The sequence below is a fragment of the Thermosipho atlanticus DSM 15807 genome (genome assembly GCF_900129985.1).
Classification (GTDB): domain Bacteria; phylum Thermotogota; class Thermotogae; order Thermotogales; family Fervidobacteriaceae; genus Thermosipho_A; species Thermosipho_A atlanticus.
In genome coordinates, this window is record NZ_FQXN01000001.1 from 35,006 (window position 1) to 57,245 (window position 22,240).

Sequence of the window (22,240 nt, forward strand, 5' to 3'; positions counted from 1 at the left end):
TATGAAAAAATTAAAAAGTTTTGGTGGTAAAAGTCTTGGCGGAAAAACAAAGCAATTGGAACAACTCCAAAAGCTTCAGGAGGAAGTTCAAAAGAAAATACAAGAAGTAGAAGCTAACTTTTCCAATGTTGAAGTTGAGGTTAGTGTAGGTGGAGGAGCAGTAAGAATTGTTGGAAGTGCTGATAGAAAAGTAAAGGATATAGAAATTGATGAAGATTTGTTTGAAGATAAGGAAATGTTAAAAGATCTACTAATTGCTGGATTTGATGAGTTAATGGAGAAAATTGAACAAAAAAGAGAAGAGGAACTTTCAAAAGTTACACAAGAAATGTTACCATTTGGAATTTGAGGAGATAGGATGAAAAGAGAAAGTTTTTACTATCTTATATTGGTTAATGTTATTATTCTGCTTTTAATGCAAATTATGAAATATTATTTTTCGGATAGTACTATGGTTTATATATTATTTGGTGCACAGTTTGGGCCATTAGTCTCGGGTGGGCAATGGTACAGACTTATAACTGCTATGTTTGTTCATGGAGGGTTTTTACATTTATTATTTAATATGTATGCTTTGTATTATTTGGGTAGAATTGTTGAAGGAATATATGGCACTGATAAATTCTTATCATTTTATTTTGTTAGTGGTTTAATTGGCAATATTGCAACTCAATTATTTTATTACAATTCACTTTCTGTTGGAGCAAGTGGAGCAATTTTTGGATTAGTAGGTGTACTTTTCGCTGCGGGATTCAGAAAAGATACCCCTTATATTTTGAAACCATTAACTGGAACAGTCTTTTTACCAATGATTTTAATAAATATACTTTTTGGTTTCATGCCCGGGACAAATATTAACAATGCTGCTCATATTGGAGGATTTCTAACTGGTATGATTTTAGGATACCTTATTCCTTTACGCGATTATTCTTTGAAATCTAGGAAGATTTGGCGCAATTTAAGAATAATTTTTGTGGCTACGATTATTATTTCCTTTGTGTTTCTGATAATTAATTCAATTACGGTTTTTGTTTAAATTGAATAAAAATGAAAAAAAAAGCTGGCTTAAGCCAGCTTTTTCTTAATATTCCAGTTGTTTGATACCTTTTTCGATTATCTCTTTTGTATCCCTGGCAATCATTAATTCTTCATTTGTTGGAACAATTAAAACTGACACTTTGGAGTCAGGTGTGGAAATAACTCTTTCGACACCTTTTACGTTGTTTTTCTCTTTATCAATTTTTATACCTAGGTAAGAAAGATAGTTTTCGCATATTTCTTCTCGGGTAATTGGGGAATTTTCGCCGACTCCTGCTGTAAACGAAATAGCATCCACACCATTCATAGCTGCAACATAAGCGCCAATATATTTAGCAATACGATATTCATATATATCTAATACTAATCTACAAAGAGGATCGTTTTCTAAAGCTTTGTCTTCAATATCTCGCATGTCAGAGCTGAAATTATCAGTTAAGCCCAAAACACCACTTTTTTTATTGAGAATAGTATAAACTTCTTCAGAGGTTAAACCTTCTTTTTCCATTAAAAAAGTAACTATTGAAGGGTCTAAATCTCCAGATCTTGTTCCCATTACAAGCCCTTCGAGAGGAGTAAATCCCATTGAAGTATCAACACTTTTTCCATTTTTAACTGCTGCGACAGATGCACCATTCCCTAGATGAACAGTTATGATTTTAGAGTTGTTATAGTCAATTCCTAATATTTCTGCAGTTCTTCTCGATACATATCTATGGCTTGTTCCGTGAAATCCATATCTTCTAATTTTATACTTTTCGTAGTATTTGTAAGGTATAGCATAAAGGTAAGCTTTTTTAGGCATTTTTGCATGGAAAGCCGTATCGAATACACCAACATTTGGTACACCGGGTAAGAGCCTCATTATTGCTTTGATTCCCATCAAATTTGGTGGATTGTGAAGTGGTGCGAGATACGAAAACTCTTCTATTGCCTTAATCACTTCATCATCAATTAACACTGAACCTGAGAATTTTTCACCACCGTGTACAACTCTATGACCAACAGCATCAATTTCTTTGAAATCATTTATTACACCATATTTTTCGTCCTTTAAGGTTTCAAGAACAAATTTTAGTGCATCATCATGGTTTGCCATAGGTTTTTCAATAACGAATTTTTCACCTGCTTTTTTGTGAATAATCCTACTTCCAGGAATACCTATTCTTTCAGCCATGCCTTTGCAAAGCACAGTTTCATCTTCCATGTTTAATAGTTGATACTTTATAGATGAACTACCACTGTTTACAACAAGTACAATCATTTTATGAGCCTCCTTTTCATATTATGCTTTTCCAGATGCTCCTAAGAATTCCAATCTATCCATAACTACTTCTTTTACATAATTCATTCCTTCTTTGAAGTATTTTCTAGGATCAAATTCTTTTGGGTTTTCTTTTAAATATTTCCTGACACCAGCTACGAATGCAATTCTTAAATCAGTATCTGTATTGACCTTATTTATACCTAATTCAACACATTTTTTAATTTCTTCTGCAGGTACGCCTTTTGCCCCTCCAAAGTCTGCACCAAATTCTTCGGCTATATCTACAAATTGTTTTAATACGCTAGATGCACCGTGAAGCACAAGAGGAATATTCGTGAGTTCTTTAACTTTTTTCAATCTGTCAAAATCAAGTTTTGCTTCGCCCTTAAATTTAAAAGCGCCATGACTAGTCCCAATTGCGGGAGCGAGAAAGTCTACACCAGTTTCTTCGACGAAAATTTTAGCCTGTTCAGGATCAACCAAGACATTTTCAGCAGCGTAAACATTATCTTCAATCCCAGAAAGTTGTCCAAGTTCAGCTTCTACAGAAACACCACTTGCGTGGGCCCACTTTACTACTTCCTTTGTGATGGTTAAATTTTTCTCAAATTCTTCATGAGAAGCATCAATCATCACAGAAGAATATCCAGCTTTAACTGCAGCGGCAATGTATTCCAAATGTTTTCCATGATCAAGATGTAAAGCTATAGGTATTTTTACACTATCAGCATATTCTCTAACCATTTTAACAAATAAATTTGCTCCACGATAAATATCACCATTTCCAGCGTATTTGATTGCTCCTTCGGAGGTTTCGATAATAACTGGAGCGTTTTTTTCAATAGCTCCTTCAATTATAGCAATTAAAAATTCAAGGTTGTTGATGTTAAAAGCTGGAATAGCATAAAAATTCTTACTGGCTTTTTCCAATATTTCTTTAGTATTTACGTACATATTTTCCCTCCTTTATCCATAGTTTATTATACCATATTGGAAAAATTAGGAGTGGGGCTATAAGCCGGATTCTGTTTACAAGCATCTATCTAGGAAATTTGTTACCAAATTTCTCTTGCGGTCTACCCGGGATATGGGCGGAGCCACCCTTTCCCTGCTCGACCTTGCTCCAGGTAGGGGTTGCCAAGCACATGGATTGCTCCATGCCTGGTGAGCTCTTACCTCACCGTTCCACCCTTACCTTTGCAGGTGGTTTTCTTTTCTATGGCCCTTTCCAGGGATCACTCCCTCCGGACGTTATCCGGTACCTCGCCCACGGAGTCCGGACTTTCCTCGACTAATCTGGGTTCGATTAGTCGCGCTTGTGAGCCCCACTCCATATTTTTAAAATTTAAATGTTTTATGTTAAAATTAAAGAAAAGTATGATAAAATATTGTTTAGTGATTATATGAAAAAAACATATTTTTTAACAGTATTGTTTGTTTTATTTATTATTTTGAATTCAACATTTTTTTTAGAGAAAAAGTTTGAGGAGCCTAGTTTTGAGAAGTATTCCTCAGCTACTTTTATTTTACCATATAAAAATAAATTATGGATGGTCAATAATGAAGGAAAAATTTTTGATTTAATCCAAAGTATTAGCGAATTTCAGAAGACTCCAATATTAAAAATTCCCAAAGATTTTATAGATGAAAAAAGTGGTACGATATCTTTAGCGATTTTAAAGTATATTCCTCAGAAGGTTCCAACGATTGTTTATGAAATAAATTTAGAAGATAATAGCTTTATTTTATTAAATAATGCTAAAATCTTTTTTGAAGATATAGAGAAATTAGCAATTTATTTTGAAAATATAAAGATTCTATATAAATATACAGAAAGTAATGCGATATATTATATAAAGGATGATATGTTGATAAAAGTGAGGTGAAATAATGAGCAGGTGGTCTCCAGTTATATCTATAGACATAGGAAATGATACACTGAAAGGAATTGTAATTAATTATACAAGTGATGGAAAGGAAATACTAGCATATTCTGCTGTTAAATCAAAAGGAATAGAATTAGGTGATATCAAAGATGTTGTGTCATTAAATGATTCGATGAACATATTAATTGAAAATCTTGAAGAACAAGTTGGAAAAATTTTAAAGGGAGACTTTTTAGTTTCTTCAAGTTGTGGGAATTTTGAGTTACGAGAAATTAGAGAAGAGTTAATTCTTTCAGAGGATGAAAATAATGCAGTTGTTAATGAAAAACATTTAGATGAAATAAAGGAATTATTGTTAAGAGAAGTAATAAATGACAATAACCTTGTGTATCACCTTTTCACAAAAAGGTATATTTTGGATGGAAAGAAGATAGTTTTTAACCCGGTGGATATGACAGCTAAAAAGCTTGAGGCTGTTTATTCTCTAATTATTGGTGATACTATTCATAGAAGTATTGTTGACTATGCTACAAGAGATACAATTGGTGAAGCTGATTATTTTTTGTCTACAGTTTCTGCAGGAGAAGCGATTTTAACTGGTATGGAAAAAGATAGTGGAGTAATGCATGTTGATATGGGATACCATACTACTGTGGTTACGGTTTATTTAAATAATGCACCTGTAATGTTAGTAAGAATTCCTGTTGCTATAAGACATGTGATACTTGATATAGCAAGAGTCTTGAGAACTTCTATTTATGAAGCAGAGAGGCTACTTAAAATACATGGTATAGCTATGTTTGAAAATATAGAACCTTTTAAAATAGAATATAAAGCTTTAGATGGTAGAACAAGCCTTGAAACTGAAAGAGAAAGATTAGCTAGAATCATCCATGCAAGATTAAGGGAAATATTTATGAAAGTTAGAAGAGTTTACAGAGATGCAGTTTTAAATTTTGATGAATTTAAAGATTTAGGTATTCCTGGAGGAATAGTTTTATCAGGTGGAGGAGCAAATATTGCGAGAATCACGGATGTTGCTTCTGATATAATGAGGTGTTCTGTAAGAGTTGGTAATTTTATATATACCGAAGATTTTATAATAGAAGAGAATGAAAATGTATTAAATGATCCTATGTTTGCCTCGACATTAGGAAATATAGTATTATATGAAAAAACTGAGGACTATTATAATAATCCCGTGAAAAGTCGAAGAAGTTTTTCAGAAATTATTTCTAATTTTTTCAAAAAATTGTTTTGAGGAGGAATTAATATGGGATTTAATGTAAGACGAGAAAATAATGTTTCCAAAACAATGCCAGTTATAAAAGTAATAGGTGTAGGTGGAGCTGGGTGTAATGCTGTTAATAGGATGGTTGAGGCAGGTATAAAAGATGTTATTTTTGTTGCTGTAAACACCGATGTACAGGTTTTAGAAATTAGTAAGGCAGATGAAGTAGTTCAAATTGGTGAAAAATTAACAAAAGGTTTAGGAGCAGGAGGTAATCCGAAAGTTGGTGAAGAGGCTGCACTTGAGGACAAGAAAAAGTTAGAAGAATTACTAAGAGGAACTGATATGTTGTTTATTACAGCAGGATTTGGTGGTGGAACGGGAACAGGAGCCGCTCCTGTAATTGCAGAAATAGCAAAGAGCTTGGGAATCCTAACTGTGGCTATTATTACAACACCTTTCTTTTTCGAAGGTACTCCGAGATGGAAAGCCGCAATGGAAGGAATTAAAAGAATTCATGGAAAAGTTGATACATTAATAAAAATTAGTAATAATAAGCTTTTGGAAGAACTTTCGCCAGAGATACCTTTAGTTAACGCTTTTGCAAAAGCAGATGAAACGTTACATCAGGGTATTAAAGGAATTTCTGAATTAATAACTAAAAGGGGTTATATTAATTTAGATTTTGCAGATATTGAATCTGTAATGCGTGGTGCAGGGGCTGCAATGTTAGGTATAGGTGTGGGAAAAGGTGAAAATAGAGCAATAGAGGCTGCAAGGAGTGCAATGGAAAGTCGATTGATTGAACATCCCATTGAGAATGCTAGTTCCTTAATATTAAATATTACTGCTCCCAAAACTTTTAAATTGCAAGAAATGCAAGAAGCTGCGATGATTATCAGACAAACATGTAGTGAAGACGCAGATATGAAATTTGGAGTGATAATTGATGAAGAAGTTCCGGAAGATGAAATAAGAGTAACTTTAATAGCTACTGGATTTGAACAAGAGGAGGATTTCTTATTCTCAGAAGAGGACATTCCTGCGCTCTTTAAATTTGGCTTGGAGGTTATGGGAGATGATGGAAAAAAGATATAAAAGGTTGGGTGATATTTTAATTGAAAAGGGAATCATTTCTCAAACTGATTTACAATATGCGTTAAGTATTCAAAAAGAAACTAAAAGACCAATAGGTGAGATATTGGTGGATCTAGGGCTTTGTACCTGGTATCAAATTACAAAAGCTTTAGCTGAGCAGTATGGTTTAAAGTTTTTTTCTGAGAAGCCTAAAATAGACTTAGATTTAAAAAATCGAATAAAAATAGATTTAATGGAAGAATTAAGGTTTATTCCGATAAAAGAGGAAGGCGATAAACTAGTTGTTACAACCGATAATGTTTATAATTTATCTCTTATAAAGAAAAGATTAAAATTTTTATTTAATAAAGATGTAGAAATTTATTTAATTGCACCAAATTTATTTGAAGAATTGATGTTTGAAATTAAACATGAAAAAGGATTTGATTTTGAGGTTTCAAATGAACTTTTCATGGAGGAAGAAGAGGAAGAAGAACCGATTACTGAAGAAGAACTTCTTGATGATAGTACACCAATAGTTAGAATGGTTAATAATATAATCGAGCGTGCTCTTCAGTTGGAAGCAAGTGACATTCATATTGAGCCAAGAAGCAGGAGAATGGTTGCAGTTAGATATAGAATCGACGGCGTTTTAAGAAAAATCACGGAATATCCTAGATCGACTCACAATTCTATTGTGACAAGAATAAAAATTTTGTCAAATTTAAACATTACAGAAAGAAGGCTCCCGCAAGATGGGAAGTTTTATTTAAAAAAGGAAAATGAACAGTATGATTTCAGGGTTTCTACTATGCCTTCCGTTTATGGAGAAAAAGTTGTTATAAGGATTTTAAGAGTTTCGCAGTCTCATAGAAAACTGGAAGAGTTAGGATATTCAGAATATAATTTCAAAAGAATACAAGAACTTATTAAACATCCTTATGGCATTATTCTTGTTACCGGTCCAACTGGAAGTGGTAAAAGTACAACTTTGGTAGGAATTATAAATTCTTTAAATCATGAAGGAGTAAATATAATCACAGCGGAGGATCCTGTCGAATATACAATAGATGGTATTACTCAATGTCAAGTAAATCCAGAAATTGGATTGACATTTGCTAAATATCTAAGAACGTTTTTAAGGCAAGATCCAGATATAATAATGGTAGGAGAAATAAGAGATAAAGAAACAGCTCAATTAGCTGTTGAGGCTTCTTTAACAGGACATTTGGTTTTATCTACTTTGCATACCAATACAGCTCCAGGAGCAATTGATAGATTAGTTAATATGGGCATCGAACCTTCGTTGATTAGTTCATCACTAGTGGGAGTTATAGGTCAAAGACTTGTGAGAAAAGTATGTAAAAGATGTGCTGTAAAGTCAGATTTGCCAGATAAATATAGAGATATTGCCATGAAACTTTATCCTGAATATGAACCGTATCAATTTGTTGCGCAAGGTTGTGACGCATGTAATGATACAGGTTATAAGGGAAGAACAGCAATTGCTGAGGTCTTGATAGTGGATGAAAGAATTAGAAAACTTATCAAAAGAGGAAATTCTATAATAGAAGTTACTGAAGCAGCAAAAGAAGAGGGAATGAGGACGTTGTTTGAAGATGGAATGTACAAAGTTTTAAATGGTGAGACTACATTGGAAGAAATTTTGAGAGTAACAGGTGGTGAGGAAGAAGAATAAGGTGATTTTTAATAATATTGTTCTTAAAATTTAGCATGATATAATATAAATAGAAATAAAATAACGATCAGGAGGTGTTTAAATGAAGCCTGTATTTATAAAAGAGACTGAAGAAAAAATGAAAAAATCAATTGAAGCGATTAGTGACGAATTGAGAAAGTTAAGGACTGGAAGGCCTTCCCCTGCATTACTAGAAGAAATCAAAGTGGATTACTATGGCGTTCCTACTCCTATAAATCAAGTAGCTACCGTTAGTGTCTCTGAAGAAAGGGCATTAATTATCAAACCTTGGGAAAGGAATCTATTAGGGGCAATTGAGAAAGCAATTCAAGCGAGTGATTTAGGTTTAAATCCTATGAATGATGGAAATGTGATTAGGCTTATTTTTCCAACACCTACAACTGAACAAAGAGAAAAATGGGTAAAAAAAGCAAAAGAAATTGTTGAACACGGAAAAATTGCTGTTCGTAATATTAGAAGGGATATTCTAAAAGAGTTGAAAGAAATGAAGAAAAACGGAGAAATTTCAGAGGATGATGAAAAAAGATATGAGAAAGAAGTTCAAAATTTAACTGATAAATATATTGAAGAGCTAAATAAATTATTTGAAAAGAAGGAAAAGGAGATAATGGAATTTTGAGACTTCAACATATAGCTTTTATAATGGATGGTAATGGTCGTTGGGCGAAGAAGAGAAATAAACCGAGGGTTTATGGGCACCTTAAAGGTGCTTATAAAATAGAAGAAGTGGTTAGGTGGTGTGCTCAAAGAGGGATTCGGTACACCACCTTTTATGCATTTTCAACAGAAAATTGGAAAAGACCCAAATCTGAAGTGAATTACATTTTTGGACTTTTGGTAAATAAGATTTCTGAATTTTATGAAAGAATGGAAAAAGAAAATGTTAGACTGATATTTTCAGGTCGTATAAAAGAAGCCGGAGAGAAAGTGTACGAAATTTGCAAAGAATATGAAGAGAAAACAAAAGGTAATAATAGGATAGTTGTTAATATGGCATTAAATTATGGGGGAAGGGCTGAAATTGTAGATGCGGTGAATAAAATAATTAAAAATGGTATTTCTCAAGTGGATGAAGAAATATTTAAAAAATTCCTTTATACTCCAGAAATTCCTGATCCTGATTTAATTATAAGAACGTCTGGCGAGAAACGATTAAGTAATTTTTTGATTTGGCAATCTGCGTATAGTGAACTGTATTTTACAGACGTATATTGGCCTGACTTTAACGAGAAGGAGTTAGATAAAGCAATTGAAGATTTCAAGCAGCGTCAGAGACGGTTTGGAGGGATAAAGTGAGTGAAACAAGAATTAGAATTATTTCTGCGTTAATTATTGCTCCTTTCGTAGTGGCTTGCTTTGTCTCATATAAAAGTCTTGTAGGTCTAGTTTCTTCAATTGTTTTACTTGCAAGTGCTGAATTGTTTTTTTCAACTTTGATGAGGTATAAAAGAATAGGAATTGTTATTTTATACACTTCTTTAGTTTCAATATTTCCTATATTATATGGTTTGTGGTTTATTAATAGACCAGTTGAATTATTAAGTTCAATTTTTATTATTGCTATGACTTTGACTTTATTTACTATAAAAGATAAAAATAAAGTTATGGAGTTTTATGGGATTTTTTTAATTGCTCTTGTATATATTTCGATGAATTTATCTTTTTTTATTCCTTTATATATGAAACATGGGGCAGCGGTTGCTTTGTTAACTCTAACATTGAGTTGGGCGTATGATTCTTTCGCTTATTTTTTTGGAATATCGTTTGGAAAACATAAACTACCTTCTATTTACAGTCCAAACAAGAGTTATGAAGGATTAATTGGTGGGATTCTTGGGACAATTATTTATACTATTATTTATTTCATGATAATAAACAGATTTTTTGACTATAATCTTCCTTATTGGTACTCTTTGGTCTTTGGTATTATTACGGGTATATTTGATACATTTGGTGATTTATTTGAATCTTCAATAAAAAGAGCTTATGATTTAAAACATATGGGGAATTTTATGCCTGGACATGGTGGTATGTTTGACAGAATCGATGGTTTATTATTTGTTGCACCTGTGATATATATATTCTTGGAATTTATGAGTAAATAATCAATGGAGGTGGGTTTCATTACATGCGTAGCGATGAAATAAGAAAATTATTTTTAGAATTTTTTAAGAAAAAAAACCATAAAATTTTACCGAGTGCTTCTTTAGTACCAGATGACCCTCAACTTCTCTTTACTGTAGCAGGGATGGTTCCGTTTAAGTCGATTTTTTGGGGTAAAGTGGATCCCGTTTATACTAGAATAGCTACCTGTCAGAAATGTTTGAGAACAACGGATATAGAAAACGTAGGGAAAACGCCTAGACATCACACTTTTTTTGAGATGCTTGGCAATTTTTCTTTTGGTGATTATTTTAAAGAAGAAGCTATAGAATGGGCCTGGGAATTTATTACACAAGTTTTAAAAATTCCAGAAGAAAAACTGTGGATATCCGTTTATGAGAAAGATGACGAAGCATATGAAATATGGAGAAGGATTGGAGTACCAACTAATAAAATTCTAAAGTTAGGAAAAGAAGACAATTTTTGGGGCCCTGCAGGTCCGACAGGTCCTTGTGGACCTGATACGGAGATTTTTTATGATACTGGTATTGAAGTACCAACATTTGATGGTAAGGAACCTAATCCTGCAAATACAGAAGGTAGATTTGTAGAAATTTGGAATTTAGTGTTCACAGAATTTTATCAAGATGAAGAAGGAAATTTACAACCGTTAAAAAGGAAAAACATAGATACAGGTGCTGGTTTGGAAAGACTGGCGGCAATGATGCAAAAAGTATATTATAACTTTGATACTGATCTTTTTAAACCTATAATAGATACCATATGTAACATTTTAAATGTCAGATACAAAGAAAATGAAGAAACCGATGTTTCTATTAGAGTTATAGCTGATCATATAAGAGCAATTACTTTTTTGATTTCTGATGGAGTTTTACCTTCCAACGAAGGAAGAGGATATGTTTTAAGAAGAATTTTGAGAAGAGCAGCAAGACATGGAGCTCTCTTAGGCGCAAAAAGACCTTTTTTGTATCACATAGTTTCTGCTGTTGTAGAAAAAATGAATTCTGTTTATCCAGAAATAAAAGAAAAAGAAGAGTTTGTTAAAAAGATTGTATTAGGTGAGGAAGAAAGATTTTTGCAAAATTTAAATAGAGGTATTGAAATAGTTCATAGGATAGCAAAGGAAAATAATGGTGTTATAAGTGGGGAAGACGCTTTTAAAATGTACGATACTTATGGTTTTCCTATCGACATATTGAGAGATATTGCTGAAGAGAATAATTACAAACTTGATGTAAAAGGTTTTGAACAATATATGGAGCAACAAAGAAAAAGAGGAAGAGAAGCAATAGGTGAAATTGAATTTTCTAAAAAGACAGTATATGAATCTTTATCAATAAAGACAGAATTTGTTGGATACGAGAAAATGGAGGAAGATTCGAAAATTCTTTATATTAGAACTGACGATTTTGTGACTGAAGCAAACGATGTCGATTGTGAAATAATTTTAGATAAAACTCCTTTTTATGCAGAAAAAGGTGGCCAAGTTTCTGATAAAGGTGTTATTAAAGGAGATTATGGAGAATTTTATGTGGAATATGTTTATAGTCCAAAGGAAGGGATTATAGTACATAAGGGCAAGTTGAAAGGTAAGTTAAAAGTAGGCGAAGTTGTTAAATCTAAAGTAGATGTTGATAAGAGAAAAGCGACGATGAGAAACCATACGGCGACTCATTTATTACATGCTGCATTAAGAAAAGTATTAGGTAACCATGTAAAACAATCGGGATCATTAGTAGCTCCTGAAAAGCTAAGATTTGACTTTACTCATTTTGCTGCCTTAACCCCGGAAGAGATAAAAGAAGTGGAAGATATAGTTAACAAAGAAATTCTTAAAGCTCAAAACGTTGTTATTGAAGAAAAAACTTTTGAAGAAGCAATAAAAGAAGGAGCAATAGCTTTATTTGAAGAGAAATACGGAGATTATGTTAGAGTTGTTAAAGTTGGATTGTTCAGCGAAGAGTTGTGTGGAGGTACCCATGTTGCAAATACTGGGGAAATAGGACTATTCAAAATTATATCTGAAGGATCTGTAAGTGCTGGAGTTAGGAGAATTGAAGCAATTACTGGTTTGAAATCTCTGGACTATTTAAGAAATCTTGAGGAAAATTGGAAGTTAATTAAATTAGAGCTAGACGCTAATGATTCTGAAGTAATTAACAAAATCAAAAAATTCAAATCGGAGATTAAGGAGTTTGAAAACAAACTCAAAGAACAGGTGAAAAAATCAATTAATATTGAAAGTATTTTGAAGAGTTCGGAAGAAATCAATTCAATAAGATTTAATGTACTAAAGTTTGAAAACATGGACACGGAGGCTCTGAGAGAAATAGCTGATAGATTAATTGATAAAGGGTTAGATCTTGTTGTTATATTTAATAAAGTTGGGAGCAAAGTAATTATAATTGTAAAAAGAAAGAAAGATCAGGAAAGATTACATTCTGGGAAAATAGCTAAAGAACTGGCTAAAGAACTTAATGGTGGTGGAGGTGGAAGACCGGATTTTGCTCAAGCTGGTGGAAAGGACGCGTCGAAAATTGATAAAGCAATACAAAAGTTAAGATATATTTTAAAGGAGTGTTGATATGTTTAAAAGGCATGATATGGGTATAGACTTAGGTACAGCAAATACATTAGTTTATGTAAAAGGGAAAGGTATAGTAATTAACGAGCCTTCAGTTGTAGCAATAAACGTTGAGACCGATGAAGTAATAAAAGTGGGGAATGAAGCAAAAAATATGATTGGGAAAACACCAGCATATATTAAGGCTATTAGACCTTTAAAGGATGGAGTAATTGCTGATTATAACATAGCATTAGCTATGTTAGATTATTATATCGGCAAGGCTCAAAATGGGTTTTCATTTTTCAGACCTAATGTTGTAGTTGGTGTGCCCGTAGGGATTACTGAAGTAGAAAGTAGGGCAATAATAGAAGCAGGGAACGAGGCGGGAGCTAAGAGAGTTTTTTTAATAGAGGAGCCAATGGCCACTGCAATAGGAGCTAATTTAGATGTGGAAGAGCCTTCAGGAAATATGGTTGTTGATATTGGTGGAGGTACTACTGAAATTGCGGTAATATCTTTGGGAAGTTTAGTAACGTGGACATCTATTAGAGTTGCAGGAGACGAACTCGATGAAGCTATAATCCAGTACGTTCGAGAGGTTTATAGAGTAGTAATTGGTGAGCGAACTGCTGAAAGAGTAAAAATAGAAATTGGGAATGTATATCCTGAAAAAGAATATGATGAATTAGAAACATACGTAACAGGGATAGATCTTTCGAGTGGCCTTCCAAAAAAGTTAATTTTAAAAGGTGGAGAAATTAGAGAGGCTTTGAAACCAATAGTAATACAAATAATTGAATCTACAAAACTTACGTTGGAAAAAACTCCTCCTGAACTTGTTGCTGATATTACAGAAAAAGGGATAGTGGTAGCAGGTGGAGGTGCACTGTTAAGGGGATTAACTAAACTTATTACAAAAGAAACAGGAATTGACGCATTAATTGCAGATGATCCTCTTACTTGTGTTGCAAGAGGCGCTGGAATGGTTTTAAATAAAGTATCTATTTTGTCCAGGCTTAGGAGGAACGAATGAAAAATTATAAAAATGAAGTTTTACTTTTTGTATTGCTCATTTTGATATCAATTTTTTTAGTTAATGTTCTTTTAGAAAATAGAATAGTCAAAGTTGCAAAAGAGAGTTATTCAAGAATTTTTAATCCATTTTTTCTGTTGAGGAAGGTTTTAAATGAATTGATGGAAAGAAAAGAAGTAACATATGAAGTAAATTTATTTGATTCCAAACTTGATGTTTTGGAAGTATTAAGTTATTCGATTGATGGTATTTATTTTTACGAGATAAAGAAACCTGGAATAGTTTTGACAGTAGATGGTAAGTTCGTTGGAATTGCGAAAACTACAGGAAAATACGTTTACGTAAAAAAATGGTGGTATGATACAATTAATGTTACTATTATAACCGGAAGTTTTGAACTTGAGGCAATTATAAAAGATGGAAAATTAATTATAGAAGATGAAGTTGATGTAAAATCTGGAGAGGTTTATTTATCCAAATATTCTCCTTATGGTTATTTACTGTACAAACAAGGTATCAGTTTAGGTAATATAAAAGATGGTATTTTTTTCAAAAATTTACCTAATATCTCTTTCAAAACCAAGTTTATTTTACTACCGGATTATATAAAAGGCAGAGGATGATAATATGGGTTTTTTTAGAGTACAGAAATCTAAATTAAGTGGAAAAGTTAAAATTTCTGGTGCTAAAAACGCAGCTCTTCCTATTTTGGCAGCATCGTTATTAACGAATGATGTTGTAATAGTTGAGAATGTACCAGATTTGTTGGATGTACAGACAATGTTATGTATTATTAGAGAATCGGGTAAAAAAGTGGAATTTGAAAATGGAAAAATAAAAATTTCGGGGGAAGTTACTAATGGCAAAATATCATATGAATTAGTAAGGAAGATGAGAGCTTCTTTTAATGTGCTAGGTCCTCTTGCTGCTGTTTTAGGAAAAGCAAGAGTGGCTTTACCTGGTGGGTGTGCAATAGGTGTAAGACCGGTTGATTTTCATATAGAGGGTTTAAAAAAATTGGGATTTGAAATAACGATTGAACATGGGGAAGTATATGCTGAATATAGAAAAAAAGACAAAGATGTGATAATTTCTCTGCCGTTTCCAAGTGTTGGTGCAACTGAACATTTAATGACAACAGCGGCGATATTGGAAGGAACAACTATTATAGAAAATGCTGCAATGGAGCCTGAAATAGAAGATTTACAATCTTTTTTGAACAAGATGGGAGCTAAAGTAAGCGGGGCAGGAACTAAGAAGATTTTCATTGAAGGAGTTAATTTATTAAATAGTGTTAAGCACAAGGTCATACCCGATAGAATAGAAGCTGGAACTTATGCTATTGCGATTGCTGCAAGTGGAGGGAAAGGCTATATAGAAAACATTATTCCTTCGCATTTAGACGCCTTATGGCAAGTTTTGACTGAAACTGGCACGATATTGGAATTTTACGAAAATAAAGTTTTTGTAGATGGTTCGAGAGAGAAAAAAAGTGCGAAAATTAATATACTACCCTATCCTGGTTTTCCCACTGATTTGCAGCCACAAATAATGGTGTATCTTTCTGTTGCGAAAGGTACAAGTATGATATCTGAAAATGTTTTTAAGAATAGGTTTCTTCATGTAGATGAATTAGTAAGAATGGGAGCTGATATTTACATAACAAATGGTACGGCTATAATTAACGGTGTTGAAAAATTGAGTGGTGCTAAAGTAGAAGGAACTGATTTACGAGCAAGTGCAGCTTTAATTATTGCCGGGCTAATAGCTGAAGGGACTACAGAAGTTTATAATGACTTTCATGTTCTTAGAGGTTATGAACTAATTGTGGATAAAATAAGAAGTTTAGGTGGAAATATAGAACATTTGGGGTGATTTTTTGAAAAGGAAATTATATTTATTTTCAATTGATATTCTAGCAACTGTGTTTGCTGGTGTTTTGGCTTTATTTGTAAGGTTTGGTTTTGATTTTGCAGAAATGAGCAAATATAATAAATTTATTTATGTTTATATAGTTGTTTCTGCTATTGTGTATGTTTTCAATGGAAATTATAATATTGTTTGGAGGTATGCAACCTCAAAAGATTTTCTGATAATTTTTCGTGGGACTTTCATTTCTTATGTTGGTGTATTAACTTTTTTACATTTTTATCGAGGTATTATTCTTCCGAGATCAGTTGGGATGTTAACTTTTTTAGGTTCTTTTGTGTTGTTGATAGTTATAAGATTATTTTACCAACATTTTGTTTTTAGCGCAAAAAGCGGTAATAAAAAAATAGTAATAATAGGAGCAGGAGATGCAGGAGTAATGATAGCTAGAGAGGTTCAGCATTCAGGATATGGAACAATTTTAACTTTTTTAGATGATGATCCTTTAAAAATTGGCAGAACAATTTCCGGTATTAGGGTTGAAGGTCCTATTTCAAGAATAATGGAATTTGTAAAAAAATACGATATTGATGAGGTAATTATTGCAATTCCATCTGCGACTAGTGAGCAAATAAGATCAATATTAAAACATATTGATTTAGATCTAGTTAAAGTAAGAGTATTACCACATATTAACGAACTTTTAAAAGAAGAAGTAAAACTTGAAGATATCAGGGATTTGTCTTTGGAAGATATAATAGGTAGGAAACCTGTGAAAGTAGATTTGGAAAGAATTGGAAAATATTTGTCCAATAAAGTAGTAATGGTAACGGGTGCGGGTGGAAGTATTGGTTCTGAACTTTGCAGGCAAATATCATTACAGAAACCAAAACTGTTAATTTTGTTAGGAAGAGGCGAAAATAGTATATATGAGATAAGCGAAGATTTGGTGGCCAGGTTTGAGAATTTGGATTTTGTAAGGGTAATAGGGGATGTTGAAAATGAAGAATGGATGGAAGCTATATTTAAAAAATTTAGGCCGGAAATAATTTTTCACGCAGCAGCTCACAAACATGTTCCATTGATGGAAGAGAATCCGTATGAAGCTATTAGAGTAAATGTATTTGGAACAATAAATTTAGTAAAACTTTCATGTAAATATAATGTAGAAAGGTTTATATTTATATCAACGGATAAAGCGGTAAATCCCACATCTTTTATGGGATTAAGTAAGAGAATAGCAGAATTGTACGTTCTTTCTAACTCTGACGATTGTAAAACGAAATTTGGAGTTGTTAGGTTTGGTAACGTATTAGGTAGTAGAGGAAGTGTTTTGTGGAAATTTAAAAGACAAATTGAGCAAAATAAACCCGTAACAATTACCGATCCGAAGATGAAGAGATACTTTATGAGTATACCTGAAGCAGTTTCGTTAGTGTTGGAAGCAGGTGTATATTTAAAAGGAAAAAAATTATTTGTTTTAGATATGGGAGAGCAGATTCCAATAGAAAATGTTGCTAAATCTTTAGCAAAATTGATGGGGAAAGGAGATATAAAAATAAAGTATATAGGTATTAGGCCTGGAGAAAAACTAAGTGAAGAATTATTTTATCCATATGAAATTCCAAAAAATACCCATCATACTAAAATATTTGATATAGAATACAAACCGGATCTTTCGAGGGAAGAAATTGAAAAGAAGACAAGAGATTTACTTGAAAAATTGAAAATGGGAGATATAAAAGAAGCAGTATTACTTGCAAAAGAAATTGTTCCAGAATTTAATTACAAGGAGGCACAAGTGTGAAATTTATAGATGGATTTAATGTAAAGTATGTGAAGAAAGAAAAAAAGAATATGCTAACTGCTATAGTTAAGAAGTTGTCGGAGTTTCAAGAAAATGGAATTAAGTGTTCTCTTGTCCCTAACGAAAATTTTGGATATTTGCGTTTGGAAATATATGAAACAGAAAATGAAGGAGAATTAGTTTATTTTAGTGGATTTTCTTTGACTGAAGATTTAGGTGATTGGTTAACGAAAAACTCTGAATACAGAACTTTTTCAGAGGAATTAAAGATTACTAATTCTCTAATGTTGGATGTTGAAGTCTCTGAAATAAAAACTGAAAAAATAAAAGGATTGATTGTGAAAAACAATGTTATATACGTTTTACTAGACAAAGAACTTACTTTTAATATGTCTAACATAGAAATAGCAAAGCTTGTAATTAGAGTTTTGGTAGAAAATGTTTTTGAAAGTATGTTTGATGAAGAAGAATACGAATTTGAAATTGAATCTGAATTAACAGATTTTTTCTCGTGAGGTGAGAGTATGTCAGGTGTATTTTTAATATCATTGGGAGTTTTGATAATTTTAGCTGTGTTTTTTTCTCTGTCGAATTCGTTTTGGATATTTATAGGGTTTTTAATAGGTACTTTTGGTGTTTTTAAGATGGTTAAATCATTTCCTAATGGAGCTGGTTCATTGTTGGTTGGTGTTATAATTATAATAACGTCTTTAGGAGTCGTTGACATTAATTTTTGGGAATTTATTTTAGTTTTATTAGGTGCAGGATTAATAGAGGGTGGATTAAGGATTGTAGTTTCAAATATTAAAAATAATGAATGACAATAATATGATATAATTTTTCTGAATGAAAATTCATATCGGAGGTGGGCAAATGTCAACTGTGGACAAGAAAAGAACACTTTCTCTAATTGGTCATAACGGATCAGGAAAAAGTTATTTACTTTCCGCTATGTTGTTTAATGCCGGAAAGTTAGACAAAATTGGTAGTAAAGAAGTAGATTACGAACCTATTGAAGCTGAAAAAGGTGCAAGTATTTCTTCGCATGTAGCTACTTTTGACTTTAACGATATACAATATACAGTGATTGATACCCCAGGATTTAGTGACTTTGTTGGTGAAGTCATAAATGCGCTATTTGTAACAGAAAATATTGTTTCCGTTGTCAATGCTACGGCTGGAGTGGAAATCCAAACTGAAAGAACGTGGGCGATGGCCGAAGGAATGAAAAAACCTATTATGGTTTTTGTTAACCAAATGGACAAAGAAAGAGCAAGCTTTGAGAATGTATTAAATAGTTTAAAAGAAAGATTTGAAAGAAAATTTGTACCTATTTTTTATCCAATTGGTGAAGCTGAAAATTTCAAAGGAATAGTTGATCTTTTCTCTGGTAAAGCATATTCGTACGAAAATGGAAAAGCAAAACAAACAGATATCCCTGATGAATTAAAATCAAAAATTGAAGAGTTGAAAGCTTCTATGATAGAAGATATTGTTTCTTTAGACGAAGAATTGATGGAGAAATATTTTGCTGATGAAGAAATTACAGCTGAAGAGCTTTTAAAGACATTGAAAATAGGCTATCGTTCAGGTGAAATAGTTCCAGTTTTTTGCGGTTCTGCAGAGAAGAATATAGGTGTTGATCTCTTCTTAAAGACTGTTAAAATTTTAGGTGTCAATCCTTCTGAAGGGTTAGCTTACAAGGCAAAATTGGAATCAGGAGATGAAGTTGAGGTTAATCCTTTGGAAGAAGAACCTGTTGTAGGTTATACGTTTAAGGCAATTGTTGATCAATTTGTTGGAAAATTAAGTTTTATAAAAATCATAAGTGGAAAATTATCTGCTGGGGATACTTTAATTAATGTTAATAAAGAAACTACAGAAAAGATTGGACATATTTACTTTACGAAATTGAAAGAAACTTTTGAAGTTTCCGAAGCTTCCTGTGGAGATATAATTGTAGTTCCTAAATTGAAGGAAAGTTCTGTAGGAGATACAATGACACACAAAGATAGAAAATTAAAAATTATTCCTCCAGAATTTCCAGAACCAATGATTTCGAAAAGTATTACACCGAAATCAAAATCTGATATTGACAAGATTAGTAATGGACTTGCAAGATTGGCAGATTCGGATCCAACCTTCCAGTGGGAATTTGATCCTGAGACAGCAGAAACAGTTATTTCTGGTATTGGAAGTATACACCTTGAAGCAATGGTTGAAAAGTTAAAAAGCATATTTGGTGTTGATGTTGAAGTAGGAAAACCAAAAATAGCATATAGAGAAACTATAATGTCAAAAGCTATTGGTGAACATAAACATAAAAAACAAACAGGTGGCCATGGTCAGTATGGGCATGTAAAGATTGAAATTGAACCTCTTGAAAGAGGAAAAGGCTTTGAGTTTATTGATAAAATTGTTGGAGGAGTTATACCAAGAAACTTTATTCCATCGGTGGAAAAGGGTATAAAAGAGGCAATGAAAAAAGGTTCTCTTGCGGGATTCCCAGTAGTTGATGTTAGAGTAACATTATTTGATGGTTCATACCACGAAGTTGACTCTTCGGATATTTCATTCCAAATAGCTGCTATCCAAGCCTTTAGAAAGGCTTTTGAGCAAGCAAGACCTGTATTACTTGAACCTATTATGGAAGTTGAAGTTTTTGTTCCCGATGAAAATGCAGGAGATGTCATGGGCGAGATAAGTTCAAGAAGAGGAAGACCATTGGGAATGGAACCAGCTGGAAAAGGAACTACAAAAGTAATGGCAGAAGTACCATTAGCTGAGATGTTAGATTTTTCGGGAAGGCTTTCTTCTATTACAAGTGGTAGAGGGTACTTTACTATGAAGTTTTTAAAGTATGATATTGTACCACCAAATGTTCAAGAAAAAATCATTCAAGAAAGAAAGCGAGAGTTAGAGGAACAAGAATAATCATTAAAGTGAATTTGGTTTTATATTTTTAGGAAAAAACACCCCCTTCTTGCTTTTGGCTCGCCACTTCGGGGGTGTTTTTTTTTATAAAAATTCAATTTTTTGATATTGAATAGTTTTAAAATTAAAATTAAAATTAAACACTATAAAGTGGCTATATACCCTACTGGAGAACAAGAATCTAACATTCTTGAATAAAACATTCTTGGGTATCTTAAGTTAAAAAGTTTGATGTAAAAAATAATGATAGATAACGGAGTATGTTTGACAATATAGAAACTGGAGGATAAAATATAAACGTAAAGGGGGATTAAGATGAAGTATAATAAGTTTTTCAAAGTACATAAGTATAAATTCTTTTATGTTCTTTCTTTTAGAAAGAGAGGCTTTTTACAACAAGAGAGAAGCTTAGCTTCTCTCTTTTTATTTTAATTTAATATACCATTATGGAGGTTGAGATAATGAAAATAGCGGTTATTGGATTTGGTGCTGCTAGTATAGGTTTTTTTGAAAAATGTAAAAGATGAAGATGTAACTGTGTTTGAGGCAAATAAAGATGTGTATTCTTCCTCAATAAGTGGGATAAGAGCTGATGGAAAATTGTTTATTTCTTCTGAAATGGGTGGAGATTTGGATGAAATACTTTTAGATACAGATTTACAAAAAGAAATTGTGGATTTTTATTGTCGAGTATCTAATACAATTCCTGAAACAGGAACCCAAGAAGTAAATGTAAATATGAAAAGAGAGTTTCATAAATATGGATTTAAATTAATTGAATCAAAGTTTTATCATTTAGGTACAGATAAATTAAAAGTTTTCTTGAAAAATATATATAATAATTCTGTGAAAATAAAGTACATAAAAGATGGTCAGCAATATAATGAAAAATTTGAAAAAGTTTACATTGCTGTAGGAAGGAGTGGTTCAAGATTAATTGATACTATTAGTTCAAAATATCCTGAGCTTGTACTTCAAAACAATACTGTAGATTTAGGTGTGAGATTTGAGTTACCGAATTTTGTCGTTCAAGAATTGAACACCATGTTATATGAATTTAAAGTAAAATATCAAGCTTCAAATGGATTTCTTGTTAGAACATTTTGTAATAATCCTTCCGGATATGTTGTGACGGAAAAATATTCTAATTTTGTAACTGTAAATGGCCATTCTTTCCATAACAAAAAATCTTCAAATACAAATTTTGCAATTCTTGTAACCCATAGGTTTACGAAACCTTTTAATGATCCTAATGGATATGGAGAATATATTGTTAAACTAGCTAATATCTTGGCGGGAGGGGAGAAGGTAATTTTACAGACATATGGAGATTTCAAAAAAGGAAAAAGAACAAAAAAATTGTGGAACGTTTATCCAACTTTAGATTCAAATGAATATATACTTGGAGATCTTAACCTTGTTTTACTTCATAAAACGGTGAAAGCTATTACAGAATTTTTAGATCAATTAGAAAATGTAATCCCAGGAATTTCCAATCCAACACATTTGTTGTATGGTATTGAAGTTAAGTTCTACGGTAAAAAGATGGATAATAACTTAGTATCTAATCTTAAATTTATCGGTGACTGTTCTGGTTATACTAGAAGTATTGTACATGCTACAGCGCATGGAATATTAGAGTACTTAAAACTAAAAAAAGAGTTAAATTAAAATTGTTCATTAGGAGG

General features: G+C 32.3%; 20 protein-coding genes and 1 other RNA gene. 18 read left to right on the plus strand and 3 right to left on the minus strand.

What is annotated here, in order from left to right; genetic code table 11:
* Position 1: 1 nt before the first annotated feature.
* Together BUB65_RS00205 and BUB65_RS00210 are read left to right on the plus strand one after the other, a co-directional pair.
* Positions 2–349 carry a YbaB/EbfC family nucleoid-associated protein gene (locus BUB65_RS00205; protein WP_073070838.1) on the plus strand — a complete coding sequence of 116 codons (348 nt, stop codon included), beginning with the start codon at positions 2–4 and terminating at the stop codon, positions 347–349.
* Between the two features lie 9 nt (positions 350–358).
* Positions 359–1,036: a rhomboid family intramembrane serine protease gene (locus BUB65_RS00210; RefSeq protein WP_073070840.1), complete on the plus strand. Its 678-nt coding sequence runs from the start codon at positions 359–361 to the stop codon at positions 1,034–1,036.
* 45 nt (positions 1,037–1,081) lie between these two features.
* Here the strand turns inward: BUB65_RS00210 and ackA are convergent, their stop codons facing one another.
* The 3 genes from ackA to rnpB form a co-directional block, all read right to left on the minus strand.
* Positions 1,082–2,302, minus strand: a complete 1,221-nt coding sequence (gene ackA, locus BUB65_RS00215; RefSeq protein WP_073070842.1) for an acetate kinase — start codon at positions 2,300–2,302, stop codon at positions 1,082–1,084.
* 21 nt (positions 2,303–2,323) lie between these two features.
* A complete protein-coding gene (gene fba / locus BUB65_RS00220; RefSeq protein ID WP_073070844.1) occupies positions 2,324–3,259 on the minus strand; it encodes a class II fructose-1,6-bisphosphate aldolase in 936 nt (311 codons plus the stop codon).
* 44 nt (positions 3,260–3,303) lie between these two features.
* Positions 3,304–3,637: RNase P RNA component class A (gene rnpB, locus BUB65_RS00225), an RNA gene on the minus strand.
* A gap of 71 nt (positions 3,638–3,708) precedes the next feature.
* Between rnpB and BUB65_RS00230 the strand changes: the two genes are divergently transcribed.
* From BUB65_RS00230 to BUB65_RS00305, 16 genes are all read left to right on the plus strand, one after another.
* Positions 3,709–4,191 (plus strand): DUF4894 domain-containing protein, encoded by a 483-nt coding sequence (locus BUB65_RS00230; protein WP_073071712.1) that lies wholly within the window; start codon positions 3,709–3,711, stop codon positions 4,189–4,191.
* A gap of 4 nt (positions 4,192–4,195) precedes the next feature.
* The gene (gene ftsA / locus BUB65_RS00235) at positions 4,196–5,452 is read left to right on the plus strand and encodes a cell division protein FtsA (RefSeq protein ID WP_073070847.1); all 1,257 of its coding nucleotides are present in this window, start codon (positions 4,196–4,198) and stop codon (positions 5,450–5,452) included.
* A gap of 12 nt (positions 5,453–5,464) precedes the next feature.
* Entirely contained in the window at positions 5,465–6,520 is a 1,056-nt protein-coding gene (gene ftsZ / locus BUB65_RS00240; RefSeq protein ID WP_073070849.1) for a cell division protein FtsZ, read from the plus strand.
* Positions 6,504–8,198, plus strand: coding sequence for a GspE/PulE family protein (locus tag BUB65_RS00245; RefSeq protein WP_073071715.1), 1,695 nt, complete (start codon positions 6,504–6,506; stop codon positions 8,196–8,198). Before ftsZ ends, BUB65_RS00245 begins: the two co-directional genes overlap by 17 nt.
* Before the next feature lie 82 nt (positions 8,199–8,280).
* Positions 8,281–8,838 carry a ribosome recycling factor gene (frr, locus tag BUB65_RS00250; RefSeq protein ID WP_073070851.1) on the plus strand — a complete coding sequence of 186 codons (558 nt, stop codon included), beginning with the start codon at positions 8,281–8,283 and terminating at the stop codon, positions 8,836–8,838.
* On the plus strand, positions 8,835–9,515 hold the full coding sequence (uppS, locus tag BUB65_RS00255) for a polyprenyl diphosphate synthase (protein WP_073070854.1): 681 nt from the start codon (positions 8,835–8,837) through the stop codon (positions 9,513–9,515). Before frr ends, uppS begins: the two co-directional genes overlap by 4 nt.
* Complete coding sequence (locus BUB65_RS00260; protein ID WP_073070856.1) at positions 9,512–10,324, plus strand: phosphatidate cytidylyltransferase; 813 nt, start codon at positions 9,512–9,514, stop codon at positions 10,322–10,324. Before uppS ends, BUB65_RS00260 begins: the two co-directional genes overlap by 4 nt.
* Positions 10,325–10,347: 23 nt before the next feature.
* Entirely contained in the window at positions 10,348–12,927 is a 2,580-nt protein-coding gene (alaS, locus tag BUB65_RS00265) for an alanine--tRNA ligase (RefSeq protein WP_073070859.1), read from the plus strand.
* Position 12,928: 1 nt separating this feature from the next.
* Positions 12,929–13,942, plus strand: coding sequence for a rod shape-determining protein (gene mreB / locus BUB65_RS00270; protein ID WP_073070861.1), 1,014 nt, complete (start codon positions 12,929–12,931; stop codon positions 13,940–13,942).
* A complete protein-coding gene (locus tag BUB65_RS00275) occupies positions 13,939–14,565 on the plus strand; it encodes a hypothetical protein (RefSeq protein ID WP_073070863.1) in 627 nt (208 codons plus the stop codon). The genes mreB and BUB65_RS00275 overlap by 4 nt, the downstream gene beginning before the upstream one ends.
* Positions 14,566–14,569: 4 nt before the next feature.
* Entirely contained in the window at positions 14,570–15,817 is a 1,248-nt protein-coding gene (gene murA, locus BUB65_RS00280) for a UDP-N-acetylglucosamine 1-carboxyvinyltransferase (protein WP_073070865.1), read from the plus strand.
* Positions 15,818–15,821: 4 nt separating this feature from the next.
* The gene (locus BUB65_RS00285) at positions 15,822–17,618 is read left to right on the plus strand and encodes a polysaccharide biosynthesis protein (protein WP_073070867.1); all 1,797 of its coding nucleotides are present in this window, start codon (positions 15,822–15,824) and stop codon (positions 17,616–17,618) included.
* Positions 17,615–18,133: a hypothetical protein gene (locus BUB65_RS00290; RefSeq protein WP_073070870.1), complete on the plus strand. Its 519-nt coding sequence runs from the start codon at positions 17,615–17,617 to the stop codon at positions 18,131–18,133. The genes BUB65_RS00285 and BUB65_RS00290 overlap by 4 nt, the downstream gene beginning before the upstream one ends.
* Positions 18,134–18,142: 9 nt before the next feature.
* A complete protein-coding gene (locus BUB65_RS00295; RefSeq protein WP_073070873.1) occupies positions 18,143–18,439 on the plus strand; it encodes a hypothetical protein in 297 nt (98 codons plus the stop codon).
* A gap of 52 nt (positions 18,440–18,491) precedes the next feature.
* Positions 18,492–20,552, plus strand: a complete 2,061-nt coding sequence (fusA, locus tag BUB65_RS00300) for an elongation factor G (RefSeq protein WP_073070876.1) — start codon at positions 18,492–18,494, stop codon at positions 20,550–20,552.
* Positions 20,553–21,059: 507 nt separating this feature from the next.
* Positions 21,060–22,223: an NAD(P)/FAD-dependent oxidoreductase gene (locus BUB65_RS00305; protein ID WP_200773515.1), complete on the plus strand. Its 1,164-nt coding sequence runs from the start codon at positions 21,060–21,062 to the stop codon at positions 22,221–22,223.
* The last annotated feature ends 17 nt before the right edge of the window (positions 22,224–22,240 follow it).

Excerpts from the sequence above, each read along its gene's own strand:
- mreB (WP_073070861.1), top strand. The coding sequence starts at position 12,929 with ATGTTTAAAAGGCATGATATGGGTATAGACTTAGGTACAGCAAATACA.
- BUB65_RS00205 (WP_073070838.1), top strand. The coding sequence starts at position 2 with ATGAAAAAATTAAAAAGTTTTGGTGGTAAAAGTCTTGGCGGAAAAACA.
- ftsZ (WP_073070849.1), top strand. The coding sequence starts at position 5,465 with ATGGGATTTAATGTAAGACGAGAAAATAATGTTTCCAAAACAATGCCA.
- BUB65_RS00295 (WP_073070873.1), top strand. The coding sequence starts at position 18,143 with ATGTCAGGTGTATTTTTAATATCATTGGGAGTTTTGATAATTTTAGCT.
- alaS (WP_073070859.1), top strand. The coding sequence starts at position 10,348 with ATGCGTAGCGATGAAATAAGAAAATTATTTTTAGAATTTTTTAAGAAA.
- BUB65_RS00275 (WP_073070863.1), top strand. The coding sequence starts at position 13,939 with ATGAAAAATTATAAAAATGAAGTTTTACTTTTTGTATTGCTCATTTTG.
- fba (WP_073070844.1), bottom strand. The coding sequence starts at position 3,259 with ATGTACGTAAATACTAAAGAAATATTGGAAAAAGCCAGTAAGAATTTT.
- murA (WP_073070865.1), top strand. The coding sequence starts at position 14,570 with ATGGGTTTTTTTAGAGTACAGAAATCTAAATTAAGTGGAAAAGTTAAA.
- BUB65_RS00230 (WP_073071712.1), top strand. The coding sequence starts at position 3,709 with ATGAAAAAAACATATTTTTTAACAGTATTGTTTGTTTTATTTATTATT.
- fusA (WP_073070876.1), top strand. The coding sequence starts at position 18,492 with ATGTCAACTGTGGACAAGAAAAGAACACTTTCTCTAATTGGTCATAAC.
- ackA (WP_073070842.1), bottom strand. The coding sequence starts at position 2,302 with ATGATTGTACTTGTTGTAAACAGTGGTAGTTCATCTATAAAGTATCAA.
- frr (WP_073070851.1), top strand. The coding sequence starts at position 8,281 with ATGAAGCCTGTATTTATAAAAGAGACTGAAGAAAAAATGAAAAAATCA.
- BUB65_RS00210 (WP_073070840.1), top strand. The coding sequence starts at position 359 with ATGAAAAGAGAAAGTTTTTACTATCTTATATTGGTTAATGTTATTATT.
- BUB65_RS00245 (WP_073071715.1), top strand. The coding sequence starts at position 6,504 with ATGGAAAAAAGATATAAAAGGTTGGGTGATATTTTAATTGAAAAGGGA.
- ftsA (WP_073070847.1), top strand. The coding sequence starts at position 4,196 with ATGAGCAGGTGGTCTCCAGTTATATCTATAGACATAGGAAATGATACA.